We start from the raw sequence: 12,850 nt of genomic DNA, 5'->3' as shown, positions 1-12,850 counted from the left end.
TTTGTCGTTTGCGTACCCACGCCGACTGTGCAACCAAGGTTTGAGAATGAAACACGACATGCTAACGACGGACGCCAACAGCGCCGTTGCCTCCGTGGTTTATCGCACCAGCGAAGTGATCGCCATCTATCCCATCACCCCCAGCTCCGCCATGGCCGAGCAGTCGTCGGCCTGGGCGAGCCAGGGCAGTGCCAACCTGTGGGGGGATGTGCCGCGAGTGGTGGAGATGCAGTCGGAGGGGGGCGCCATCGCCACCGTCCACGGCGCCCTGCAGACCGGAGCGCTGGCGACCTCGTTCACCTCCTCCCAGGGGCTGCTGCTGATGATCCCCAACCTCTACAAGCTGGCGGGTCAACTCATCCCCTTCGTGCTGCACGTGGCGACGCGCACCGTGGCGACCCACGCCCTGTCGATCTTCGGTGACCACTCTGACGTGATGGCGGTGCGCCAGACCGGCTGCGCCCTGCTCTGCGCCAGCAATGTGCAGGAGGCGCAGGACTTCGCCCTCATCTCCCAGGTGGCCAGCCTCAACAGCCGACTCCCCTTCATCCACTTCTTCGACGGTTTTCGCACCTCCCACGAGATAGCCAAAATAGTGCCGCTCGCTGACGACACCCTGCGCGCCCTGCTGCCCGCCGAGGCGATCCGTGCCCATCGGGAGCGGGCGCTGACCCCCGACAAGCCGGTAATTCGCGGCACCGCCGCCAACCCGGACACCTATTTCCAGTGTAGGGAGGCGAGCAACCCCTGGTATGACGAGGGCTATCGCCACGTGAGCGAGGCGATGGACGCCTTCGGCGCGCAGACCGGCCGCAGCTACCGGCCGTTCGAATACCTGGGTCACCCAGAAGCCGAGCGGGTGCTGGTGCTGATGGGTTCCGCCATCGGCACCTGTGAGGAAGTGATCGAACACCTGCTGGCCCAAGGGGAGAAGGTGGGGCTGGTGAAGGTGCGCCTCTACCGCCCCTTCTCGGCCGCGCACCTGCTGGCGGTCATTCCGAAGAGCGCCAGCAAGATAGCGGTGCTGGATCGCACCAAGGAGCCGGGCGCCCTGGCCGAGCCCCTCTATCTGGACGTGATGGCGGCGCTGGCCGAGGCGGTCAGCCGGGGTGCGCGGGCCAGCCTGCCGCGGGTCATCGGCGGACGCTACGGCCTCTCTTCCAAGGAGTTCGGCCCGGCCTGCGTGCAGGCGGTGTTTGACGAGCTGGCGCTGGCTAACCCGCGCCCGCGCTTTACCGTCGGCATCTTTGACGACATCACCGGCCTCTCCCTGCCGCTGCCGACCTCAGTGCCCCCGGCCAGCCACCTCAAGCTGGAGGCACTGTTCTACGGCCTTGGCAGCGATGGCACCGTGTCGGCGGCCAAGAACAGTATCAAGATCCTCGGCAACCACACCGAGCTCTACCCCCAGGGCTACTTCGTCTACGACTCCAAGAAGGCGGGTGGCCTCACCGTCTCCCACCTGCGGGTGGGAACGCGGCCGCTGCGGTCGGCCTACCTGGTGGAGGAGGCAGACTTCGTCGGCTGCCACCAGTGGCAGTTCATCGACCTTTACCAGATGGCGGAGCGGCTCAAGACGGGGGGCATCTTCCTCCTGAACAGCCCCTATGGTGCGGCCGAGCTCTGGGGCCGCCTCCCCCTCGAGGTGCAACATGCCCTGCGCGAGAAGGGGGCCCGTCTCTACACCATCAACGCCGCCAAGATTGCCCGCGACTGCCAACTCGGCCAGCGCATTAACACCGTCATGCAGATGGCCTTCTTCCAGCTCACCGCCATCCTGCCACTGGATGAGGCCATCCGGCTGCTAAAACAGGCCATCGCCAACAGCTACGGCAGCAAGGGGCAGGCGCTGGTCGAGCGCAACTGGCAGGCCCTCGCCGCCACCTGTGCAGCCCTGACCCAGGTGCCCCTCGGCGAGATGGAGGCCGGCAGTCGGCCCCGCCCGCCAGTGGTCTCCCCCAAGGCGCCTGACTTCGTGCAAACCGTCACCGCCGCCATGCTGGCGGGGCTTGGCGACAGCCTGCCGGTCTCCGCCTTCCCGCCAGACGGCACCTGGCCGGTGGGCACCACCCGTTGGGAGAAACGCAACATCGCCAAGGAGGTGCCCATCTGGCAGGCAGACCTCTGCACCCAGTGCAACTACTGCGTCGCCGCCTGCCCCCACTCCGCCATCCGCGCCAAGGTGGTGGACAAGGCAGTCATGGCCGATGCGCCGGCCACCCTGGATGCGCTGGATGTGAAGGCCCGCGACATGCGCGGCCAGCAGTACGTGCTGCAGGTGGCGCCTGAGGATTGCACCGGCTGCAACCTCTGCGTCGAGGTGTGCCCGGCCAAGGATCGCGCCGAGCCGAGCCGCAAGGCGATCAACATGGAATCGCGGCTGGATCACCTCGAGGCCCAGAAGGCCAACTACGACTTCTTCCTGGACTTGCCCGAGCGCAGCGCCGAGCAGCTGGAGCGCATCGACATCCGCACCTCCCAGCTCATCTCGCCGCTGTTTGAATACTCGGGTGCCTGTTCCGGCTGCGGCGAGACCCCCTACATCAAGCTGCTGACCCAGCTCTACGGGGACAGGTTGCTCATCGCCAACGCCACCGGCTGCTCGTCGATTTATGGCGGCAACCTGCCCAGCACCCCCTACACCACCAATGCCGACGGGCGCGGCCCAGCCTGGGCCAACTCCCTGTTCGAGGACAACGCCGAATTTGGCTTGGGCTTTCGGCTCACCGTGGATCAGCATCGCAAGCGGGTACGTCGCCTGCTGGCGAGCCTGGGAGACGCCGTCCCGGCCGAGCTGCAGCAGGGGCTGCAGGACGCCAGCCTGCCGGTCGCCGAGCAGCGGGCCCATATCGCGCAGCTGCGCGCACTGCTGGAGGGGCGCACCGACGCCGCGGCCCGGGAGCTGGCCCGTGATGCGGACTACCTGGTGGAGAAATCGGTCTGGCTCATCGGCGGCGACGGCTGGGCCTACGACATCGGTTACGGCGGGCTGGATCATGTGCTGAGCCTGGGGGAGAACATCAACGTGCTGGTGCTCGACACCCAATGCTACTCCAACACCGGCGGCCAGCAGTCCAAGGCCACCCCGCTCGGCGCCATCACCAAGTTTGGCGAGCAGGGCAAGCGCAAGGGGCGCAAGGATCTCGGTGCCAACGTGATGATGTACGGTCACGTCTACGTGGCGCAGATCTCCCTCGGCGCCCAGATGAACCAGACGGTGAAGGCGATCCAGGAGGCGGAGGCCTACCCGGGCCCCTCCCTCATCATCGCCTACAGCCCCTGCGAGGAGCACGGCTACGATCTGGCCCAGAGCCACGAGCAGATGAAGCAGCTGACCGCCACCGGTTTCTGGCCGCTCTACCGCTACGATCCGCGCCGCAAGGAGGAGGGCAAGGCGCCGCTGGCGCTCGACTCCCGCGCCCCCAGCGCGTCGCTTGCCGACACCCTGCAGCAGGAGCCCCGCTTCGAGCGCCTCACCCGCCAGCTGCCGGAGGTGGCCAGCCGGCTCTATGAGGAGGCGCAGGAGGATGCCCACCGCCGCTTCGCCTGGCTGAGCCAGCTGGCCGGCAAGGAGGCGCCGGCGCAGGAGTAAGCGATCAAGTTGCCACCAATAAAGAGGGCTCCCCGCGGGGAGCCCTCTTTTTATCGGCTGGCAGCCATCAGGCAGGCATGTCGGCCAGCTCGTGGCGCTTCAACGCCAGCAGGGTGACCAGCAGGGCGGCACTGGCGATCAGCGCCATGCCGATATAGGTGGCGCTGAAGCCAGGCGCCAGCTCGACCGGGCTCAGGCTGGCCAGGTTGTGGCTGCTGCCCGCTGGCAGGGCGGAGTGGAACAGCACGGCGCAGATGGCCACCCCGACCGCGCCCCCCAGCTCGCGGCCGAAGTTGAACAGCGACATGCCGATGCCGCGATCTTCCCGCGGCAGGGCGTTTTGCACCACCACCGAGAGCGCGGGCAGCACCAGGCCAAGGCCGATGCCGGCAAACGCCAGCCCCAGCCTGATCCAGACGTCAAAGTGGATCTGCCACAGGGCCAGCGCCGCCAGGGCGAACCCCACCACCACGAAACGCTTGTAGTAGCCGGTGTGACCGATCAGCTTGCCGCCGACGAAGGCCCCCGCCGTGATACAGACCATGAAGATCACCATGATCTCGCCGCTGTCGCTAGCGCTCATCCCTTTCTGCCACTGCATCTGCAGCGGCAGGTAGACCAGCACGGCGAACATCAGCAGTTGCGAGGCCAGCGCCAGCAGCACGCTCACCAGATAACCGGGCTGACGCGCCAGGTGGGCCGGCAAGATGGGGTCGTGGGCCCGCCGCTCGATCAGCACCAGCAACAACAGGGCCACCACTAGCGCGGCCGCGAGCCAGATGGCGGGCAGCGCCGCCTCCGGCGAGAGCAGCAACAGGGTGAGAGTGGTGACAGTGATGAGCAGCGCCGCCCCCTTCCAGTCGAAGCGGCTGTGACGACGCACATTGAGGTGGCCCAGGTTGCGGTTCACCAGCCAGAGGGCGATGGCCCCAAGCGGCAGGTTGATCCAGAAGATCCAGCGCCAGCTGAGCTGCTCGGTGAAATAGCCGCCGAGCAAGGGGCCGGCAATGCTGGAAACCGCGTAGACCGCCGAGATGTAGCCCTGATACTTGCCCACCTCCCGCGGCGGTATGCTGTCGGCGATAACGGTGAAGGCGAGCGCGATCAGGCCGCCGCCCCCCAGCCCCTGCAGCACCCGGGCGGCCAGCAGGGTCGGCAAATCCTGGGCCAGGCCGCAGGCCACCGAGCCGGCCAGAAACAGGCCAATGCCGATGTTGAGCATGCGCACGCGACCGAACATGTCGCTCAGTTTGCCGTAGATGGGCAGGGCGGCGGTGGCCGCCAGCAAGTAGGCGGTGACCACCCAGGTGAGGGCGGCGCCGGCATTGAGCTCGGCCCCGATGATGGGCAGCGGGGTGGTGACTATGCTCTTTTCCAGTGAACCCAGCGCGATCACCAGGGCCACGCTCGAGAAGATGGTTTTGGGGGACATAAGACGGGCTCGCTCCTTTGTTGCTCCAGCGTCTGCGGCGCAGAACTTGTTATTGTCTCATACATCACCGGCAGATGACCAAAACCAGGGCATCCGTGCCGGCAAGCATGACCCCGGTCGCGGCAATGTGCCCCCCGCTCTGGTAGGCTGCCCTTTTACCCCGAGAGGAAGCAGCCCCATGTCCGAGCAGTTCCGGTTTGAGCAGTACGACGCCCTGATTTTCGATATGGACGGCACCCTGGTGGACTCCATGCCGCGCCACCTGGATGCCTGGGAAGCCACCAGCGCCGAGTTTGGCCTGCCCTTCGATCGCGCCCAGCTCAACGAGTACGGCGGCATTCCCACCCGCAAGATCGTCGCCATCCTGGCCGAACAGCACGGCCTGACAATAGACGTGGAGGCCTTCACCCGCCGCAAGGTGGCCCTCTACATGGAGCATATCCAGCAAGTGAGCGTCTTTCCTGCCATGTGGGAGCTGGTCAGGCGCTGTCACGGCAAGGTCCCCATGGGTATCGGCACGGGCTCGCCGCGCAATCAGGCGGAGTCGATCCTCAAAAGCACCGGGCTCGATGCCTATATCCAGGTGGTGGTGAGCGCCGACGACGTGGTCAACCACAAGCCCCACCCCGACACCTTCCTGCAAGTGGCCGAGCAGCTGGGGGCCAACCCCGCCAACTGCCTGGTGTTCGAAGACACCCAGATCGGCCTGCAGGCGGGTCGCGCCGCCGGAATGGAGACGGTACTGGTGCTGGAGGGGGAGCTCTACCAGCGCTAGGCCCAACACTCTGTGTCAGCAAGGACAAAAACGCCTCCACAAGGGAGGCGTTTTGCATGCAGCAGTGCCGGCATGAGCCGGCCCCGCCTTACATGGCGTTGGTGGATTCGAAGATCTTGTCGGCCGAGGCCTCGACGAAGCCCGGGTAGAGCACGCCGTCGGCCTGCGGGTAGCGCAGGGCGAATTCGTAGAAGCAGCTCGGGATGGTGCGCACACCGTCGCTGAAGGCCACGTCCGCCTTGTCGGCCATGGTGGAGGATTGCTCCAGCATCACCTGCGGGTCCCCTTTCACCTCGCCGCCCACGCTGTTGAGCACAAAGCCGGCCGCTTTCAGGGCTGCATTCACCTGCTCTATGGTGTCGAAATCCCGCAGGCGGTTGATGTTGACGGTGAAGTGGTTGGCGCGATAACCCCAGGCCGCCATCCAGGCCGCATACTCGCTCTCCGCCAGCAGGGTCTGATAGTCGGCATAGGAGACCTGCCAGGGCGCACCGGCATAGAGGAAGGCGGCGGTATCGGTCAGATGATCGGGCACCTGATCCACCAGCTTGTGGATGATGGCCTGGGCGCCTTCGGAGAGCTCTTCTACCTTCAGCTCGCTGATGAACACCTTGGGAGCGTCCGGATCCTTGTGCTCGAAGTGCTTGGCGTAGAGCTTCTTGGCCTTGAACACGTACTCGCCCTTCTGCTCGTAGCCGAGCGCCAGGAAGTGGGCCGCCAACTTCTCCAGCCCCAGCTTGGGCAGGTTGTAGGTACGAAACGCCACGTGATCGTTGACGATGGGTTCACCGCCCCCCAGCAGGGTGTGCACCTTGTGGGCACTCGGGGTCACCTTGATGTAGTTGTCCCACAGATGACTGAACAGGGTGTCGATATCCTTTTGCATCTCTCTTTCCTTTGATTGCGGGTACAGACAGGGGCACCCTGAGGTGCCCCCCTTTTCGTTGTTGTCAGAAGCTCAGGCCGGGAGACAGCTGATCCGGCATGGCGGCCTTGCTGTCTTCGACGGAAGCGACCGGATACGCACAGTAGTCGGCGGCGTAGTAGGCGCTCGCTCTGTGGTTGCCGGAGGCGCCGATGCCGCCGAACGGGGCGGCACTGGAGGCACCGGTGATGGGCTTGTTCCAATTGACGATGCCGGCGCGAATGCGCTTGAAGAAGTGGTTCCAGTCCGCCTCGCTGTCGCCGAGCAGGCCGGCCGAGAGGCCGAAGCTGGTGGCGTTCGCCTTCTCGATAGCGGCATCGAAGTCGTCGTAGCGAATGAGCTGCAGCAGCGGGCCGAAGTACTCTTCATCCGGCAGCGCCTTGACTGCAGTCACGTCTATGATGCCCGGGGAGACGAAGCCGGTGCCCGCTTCCAGGTGCTTGAGGGTAAGCAGGCTCTCGCCACCGAGGCGCTGCAGGTTGGCTTGCGCCTCGACCATGCCCAGTGCTGCCTTCTCGCTGATCATGGCACCCATGAACGGCTGCTCGGCGGCGTCATAGAGGCCGACCTTGATCTGGCCGACCACCTCCACCAGGCGCTTGACCAGAGCATCGCCCCGCGCACCGCGCTCGACAAACAGGCGGCGCGAGCAGGTGCAGCGCTGGCCCGAGGTGATGAAGGCGGACTGCACGATGGCATGGACGGCGCCGTCGATGTCGCTCACCTCTTTCACGATCAGCGGGTTGTTGCCACCCATCTCGAGGGCCAGGATCTTGCCCGGCTGGCCGGCAAATTGCTGGTGCAGGAAGTGGCCGGTGCGGGATGAACCGGTGAAGAAGAGGCCGTCGATGTCCGGGTTACCGGCCAGCGCCTTGCCGGTGTCCACCTCGCCCTGCACCAGGTTGAGCACGCCCTTGGGCAGTCCCGCCTCCTGCCACACCTTCAGCATGGCTTCAGCCACCATGGGGGTCAGCTCGGAGGGTTTGAACACCACGGTATTGCCGGCGATCAGCGCCGGCACGATATGGCCGTTGGGCAGGTGGCCCGGGAAGTTGTAGGGGCCGAACACCGCCACCACGCCGTGGGGCTTGTGGCGCACGAATGCCTTGGCGCCCGGCATGGGGTTCTCCACCGTGCCGGTGCGCTCGTCATGGGCGCGGATGGAGATGGCAATCTTGCCCTGCATGGCGGCGACCTCGGTACGGGTCTCCCACAGCGGCTTGCCGGTCTCGCGGGCGATGGTCAGGGCCAGCGCCTCCTTGTGCTCGCCAAGCAGGTCGGCGTAGTGGCGCACGATGGCCAGACGATCGTTGAGGGCCAGATCGGACCAATGATAGAAGGCTTGGCGGGCGGCCTTGACGGCGGCATCAACCTGGGCGGCGCTGGCGGCCTCCCCTTGCCAGATCACCTGATTCTTGGCCGGATCCTTTGATTCGAACGGCTTGCCTTCACCGGCTAGCCACTGACCGTCGATAAACTGCACTAAATGAGTCATCCAATCACTCCCTGTGGTATGCAGGCAGCCGAGGCTGCCTGTTTCATATTCGGTTTCGTCGCCAGCCGGATCAGTCGAGATCGACGGCACGCACCATGTCGCCATCCTGCACCTTGAGCGCCGCCGCCATCTTGGGCGGAATGATGGCCTCGTGCTTGTCGAGATCGACCCGGATGTTGCCGTAGCAGGCGCGGTAGTGCTCGTAGCGGGTGTTGCAGATCAGGTGGGTCTTGCCGCCGATGGGCTCGCCCACCAGTACCCGCAGCTTCTGGCTGCGGCGCACGCTGCGAATGTTCTTCACGTCGCACTCGACAGTGGGGCCGGCATCGAAGATGTCGACATAGCCGCGATTCACGAATCCTTCGTCCTGCAGCATCTTGATGGCCGGGCGGGTCTTCTCGTGGGTCTGACCGATGACGGCGCGCGCCTCGTTGCTCAGCAGATTGACGTAGATGGGGTACTTGGGCATCAGCTCGGCGATGAAACGCTTCTTGCCGATACCGGTGAGATAGTCGACGGTGGGAAAATCCATCGAGAAGAAATGCTTTTGCAGCCACTCGTAGAAGGGGCTGTGACCATCGCCATCGGAGACGCCGCGCATCTCGGCGAAGACGGTTTCGTCAAACAGCTCGGGGTGTTCGGCCATGAACAGAAAGCGGTGCTTGGAGAGCAGACGGCCGTTGAGCCCCTCGCGGGCGCATTCGCGCAGAAACAGGGTGCAGAGCTCGGAATTGCCGGTGTAGTCGTTGGAGAGGGTGAGCGTCTCCACCACGTTGTAGATGCCGAGCTTGGGGGAAGAGTGCACCACCTTGCCGATGTGATAGTTGTAGAACGGCTGGGACAGGCCCACGGCCGCATCGATGGCGCAGGTACCGACCATTTCGCCGGTCTCCAGATCCTCGGCGACGAAGAAATAGAGGCAGTCACCCTTGCCCGCAGGCTTGTCCGAGAAGGTCTGGGTGGAGGCGTCTATCTTGCGCTGCAGCAGTTCATCGTTGACGGGCAACGAGGTCATGCCGGTGCCAGATTCGATGGCACAGGTCTTGAGACCGGCAAAATCTTTTTGCTCGATGGGACGGATAACCAACATAAATGACAACTCCCTTTCATTGACGACAGGTGGGGGCCCGGCTCCTGCCGGGCGGGTTCCCCACCTCAATTTGGATCAGGCGTTAACCACCTGGGCAACCGCTTTCTCGAACCGGGCCAGCCCTTCCTTGATGTCCGCTTCCGGAATCACCAGGGACGGCGCGAAGCGCACCACGTTGGTGCCGGCAACCAGCGCCATCAGGCCCTGATCGATGGAGGCCAGCAGGAAGTCGCGGGAACGCCCCTTGTAGTCGTCGTTCAGCACGGCGCCCAGCAGCAGGCCCTTGCCGCGCACTTCGCTGAAGCAGTGGTACTTGGCGTTGATGGCTTCCAGCCCTTCGCGGAACAGCTGCTCGCGCTGCTTGATGCCGCTGAGCACTTCCGGGGTGTTGATCACGTCGATCACCGCCTCGGCCACCGCACAGGCCAACGGGTTGCCGCCGTAGGTGGAGCCGTGAGTGCCCACTTTCAGGTGGGAGGCGATTTCGGTGGTGGTCAGCATGGCGCCGATGGGGAAGCCGCCGCCCAGTGCCTTGGCGCTGGTGAGGATGTCCGGCGTGACGCCCAGACCCATGTAGGCAAACAGATCGCCGGTACGGCCGACGCCGGATTGCACTTCGTCATAGATCAGCAGGGCGTTGTGCTGGTCGCACAGCTCGCGCACCCCTTTGGCAAACTCGTCGGTGGGACGAATGATGCCGCCCTCGCCCTGCAGCGGCTCCATCACCACGGCGCAGGTATTGTCGGAGATGACCTCGGCCAGTGCGGCCAGATCGTTGTAAGCCACGTGGGTGATGTCAGCGGGCTTGGGACCGAAGCCATCGGAGTAGGCAGCCTGGCCGCCGACGCTGACGGTAAAGAAGGTACGACCGTGGAAACCCTGATGGAAGGCGATGATCTGGGTCTTGTGGGCGCCAAACTTCTCGATGGCGTAGCGACGGGCCAGCTTGAGGGCGGCTTCGTTGGCTTCGGCACCGGAGTTGCAGAAATAGACCTTGTCGGCGAAGGTAGCGGCGACCAGCTTCTTGGCCAGGCGCAGGGCCGGCTCGTTGGTCATCACGTTAGAGAGGTGCCACAGCTTCTCGCCCTGGGTTTTCAGGGCCTCTACCAGCTTGGGATGGCAATGGCCCAGGCCATTGACGGCGATCCCGCCGGCGAAGTCCACATACTCACGGCCTTCCTGATCCCAGACACGTGACCCTTCACCACGCACCGGGATGATCTTGGCGGGCGCATAGTTGGGAACCATCACTTCATCAAACACTTCACGTGTCACTGCCAACAACTCTGACATATTGCTCTCCTTCGATCTGGCGACAGAATAATCCACCGCCCAAAAGTTAAATCCATGTAAACACATCGGCATTGTCACAGAAAAAAAGCTAAAAGTCTGCAACAAAGCGCGTTACAGGGAACAATGTTCGATTGCCCGTGAGATTTTAGGCAACCGCATTGCATAACGGCTCAGGGGGTGTTGGCAAGAGATAATTTGGACAGGGAGGCAGGTGAATAAAGTGTCAGGGAAAATATTTTTGGCCTCATCACGATTTTGAGAGGCCGATCACGACTTGTCAGGAATTTGCCAGAAAATTGGCCAGCAATTGATGGCCCTGTTCGCTCAAAATGCTCTCCGGATGGAACTGAACCCCCTCTATATTCAACTGCTTATGGCGCAGGCCCATGATCTCGTCCGGGCTGCCGTCGGCATGTTCGCTCCAGGCGGTGATCTCGAGACAATCGGGCAGGGTGTCGCGCTCCACGATGAGCGAATGGTAGCGGGTGACCCGCAACGGGTCGTTGAGCCCCTTGAAGACTCCCTCCCCCCGATGGCGAATGAGCGAGGTCTTGCCGTGCATCATCTGGCGCGCACGTACAACCTGAGCGCCGAACGCCTGGGCCAGGGACTGGTGACCGAGACAGACGCCGAGAATGGGAAGTTGGCCGGCAAAACGGGAGATGGCCGCCAGAGAGATGCCCGCCTCGTTTGGCGTGCAAGGGCCGGGAGAGATCACCAGATAGCGGGGAGAGAGCCGGGCGATGGCGTCCAGCGTCAGCTCGTCATTGCGCTTCACCACCACCTCCTGTCCCAGGGCGCCAAAATATTGCACCAGATTCCAGGTAAAGGAGTCGTAGTTATCGATCAACAACAGCATGGGTCAACCAGGGCAGAGAATTAACGATCCAGATAGCGGCCCTGCTCCATCTCGCGCTCGCGCTGGCACTCGGCCAGGTAGATGGCGGCGGCGATGGCGGGGATTTTGTGGTGCTTGTCGATGGCGTTGGAGACCATCAGTTGCAGGGTATGCAGGTTCTTGGCCTTGCGGAACTTGCGCAGCCAGTGACCCTTGTCACCCAACTCTTCAATCATGGTATTTGATTCGACAGACATGCTAACTCTTGGGGCAGACGCCCGCGTTTGAAATTGGAAGATGAAAACAACGAATAGCAGGTCGGGTAAAACAAAGAAAGCCAGGCAAATACCCAGCTCTCTTCTACTACACCTTCCCAGTATGTCAGGCTCGAGGAACGAAGCCGACTACATCATATACGCTGGCCAGGGTTTTTTCAGCCCTTTCCCGCGCCTTTTGTGCACCTGCCGCCAAAATGGCCTGCAGATGAGCCTCATCCTGACGCAGCTCGTGGAAGCGCGCCTGGATCGGCTCCAGCAAGGCAACCACGGCCTCGGCGGTTTCGGTCTTGAGGTGACCGTACATCTTGCCTTCGAAATGCTGCTCCAGCTCGGGGATGGAGCGACCGGTCACCCCGGACATCAGGGTCAGCAGGTTGGAGACCCCCGGCTTGTTCTCCGGATCAAAACGCACCACCGCCGGCTCGTCGGAGTCGGTCACCGCGCGCTTGATCTTCTTGACGATCTGCTTGGGATCTTCCAGCAGGCCGATGAAGTTGGCCTCGTTGTCATCCGACTTGGACATCTTCTTGGTCGGATCCTGCAGGCTCATCACCCGGGCGCCTTCGGTCGGAATGAAGGGTTCCGGCAGGGTGAACACCTCGCCGTAGAGGTTGTTGAAGCGAGTGCAGATGTCGCGGGTCAGCTCCAGGTGTTGCTTCTGGTCGTTGCCCACCGGCACCTGATTGGCCTGATAGAGCAGGATGTCGGCCGCCATCAGCACCGGATAACCGAACAGGCCGACGTTGACGTTGTTCTCGAAACGGGCGGACTTGTCCTTGAACTGGGTCATGCGCGACAGCTCGCCCATCTGGGTGTAGCAGTTCAGGATCCAGCCGAGCTCCGCGTGCTGCGGCACGTGGGACTGGATGAAGACGGTGCTCTTGGCCGGATCGATCCCCACCGCCAGATAGAGGGCAGCGGCGTCCAGGCAGGCCTTGCGCAGGGCGGCCGGATCCTGGCGGGTGGTGATGGCGTGCAAGTCGACGATGCAGTAGAGGCAGTCGAAGTCATCCTGCATGTTGACCCACTGACGCAGGGCCCCCATGTAGTTGCCGATGGTCAGCTGGCCCGACGGTTGGGCCCCGCTCAATACGATAGGTTTAGTCATCAGAGTGTTGATCCTTGTTATTCG

General features: G+C 63.5%; 10 protein-coding genes. 2 read left to right on the top strand and 8 right to left on the bottom strand.

What is annotated here, in order from left to right; translation table 11 throughout:
• Nucleotides 1-58 precede the first annotated feature (58 nt).
• Nucleotides 59-3,592, top strand: a complete 3,534-nt coding sequence (nifJ, locus tag ACB033_RS01525; RefSeq protein WP_371140291.1) for a pyruvate:ferredoxin (flavodoxin) oxidoreductase — start codon at nt 59-61, stop codon at nt 3,590-3,592.
• A gap of 67 nt (nt 3,593-3,659) precedes the next feature.
• Here nifJ and ACB033_RS01520 read toward each other — a convergent pair whose 3' ends face one another.
• Nucleotides 3,660-5,024, bottom strand: coding sequence for an MDR family MFS transporter (locus tag ACB033_RS01520; RefSeq protein WP_005298417.1), 1,365 nt, complete (start codon nt 5,022-5,024; stop codon nt 3,660-3,662).
• 178 nt (nt 5,025-5,202) lie between these two features.
• Between ACB033_RS01520 and ACB033_RS01515 the strand changes: the two genes are divergently transcribed.
• A complete protein-coding gene (locus tag ACB033_RS01515; protein ID WP_010633205.1) occupies nt 5,203-5,799 on the top strand; it encodes an HAD family phosphatase in 597 nt (198 codons plus the stop codon).
• 88 nt (nt 5,800-5,887) lie between these two features.
• Here the strand turns inward: ACB033_RS01515 and ACB033_RS01510 are convergent, their stop codons facing one another.
• From ACB033_RS01510 to trpS, 7 genes are all read right to left on the bottom strand, one after another.
• Nucleotides 5,888-6,685: a DUF1338 domain-containing protein gene (locus tag ACB033_RS01510; protein ID WP_005298414.1), complete on the bottom strand. Its 798-nt coding sequence runs from the start codon at nt 6,683-6,685 to the stop codon at nt 5,888-5,890.
• Nucleotides 6,686-6,749: 64 nt separating this feature from the next.
• Nucleotides 6,750-8,219, bottom strand: coding sequence for a succinylglutamate-semialdehyde dehydrogenase (gene astD / locus ACB033_RS01505; protein ID WP_139725055.1), 1,470 nt, complete (start codon nt 8,217-8,219; stop codon nt 6,750-6,752).
• 70 nt (nt 8,220-8,289) lie between these two features.
• Complete coding sequence (gene astA / locus ACB033_RS01500; protein WP_005298408.1) at nt 8,290-9,309, bottom strand: arginine N-succinyltransferase; 1,020 nt, start codon at nt 9,307-9,309, stop codon at nt 8,290-8,292.
• 75 nt (nt 9,310-9,384) lie between these two features.
• Nucleotides 9,385-10,602, bottom strand: a complete 1,218-nt coding sequence (locus ACB033_RS01495; protein WP_005298407.1) for an aspartate aminotransferase family protein — start codon at nt 10,600-10,602, stop codon at nt 9,385-9,387.
• Nucleotides 10,603-10,879: 277 nt separating this feature from the next.
• A complete protein-coding gene (locus ACB033_RS01490) occupies nt 10,880-11,461 on the bottom strand; it encodes an aminodeoxychorismate synthase component II (RefSeq protein WP_005298405.1) in 582 nt (193 codons plus the stop codon).
• A gap of 20 nt (nt 11,462-11,481) precedes the next feature.
• Complete coding sequence (locus ACB033_RS01485; protein ID WP_139725054.1) at nt 11,482-11,697, bottom strand: hypothetical protein; 216 nt, start codon at nt 11,695-11,697, stop codon at nt 11,482-11,484.
• Between the two features lie 124 nt (nt 11,698-11,821).
• Nucleotides 11,822-12,826, bottom strand: coding sequence for a tryptophan--tRNA ligase (trpS, locus tag ACB033_RS01480; protein WP_005298400.1), 1,005 nt, complete (start codon nt 12,824-12,826; stop codon nt 11,822-11,824).
• Nucleotides 12,827-12,850 lie beyond the last annotated feature (24 nt).

This window comes from Aeromonas sp. S15(2024) (assembly GCF_041402265.1).
GTDB lineage: Bacteria > Pseudomonadota > Gammaproteobacteria > Enterobacterales > Aeromonadaceae > Aeromonas > Aeromonas dhakensis.
This window is presented reverse-complemented; position numbering and strand designations above follow the sequence as displayed.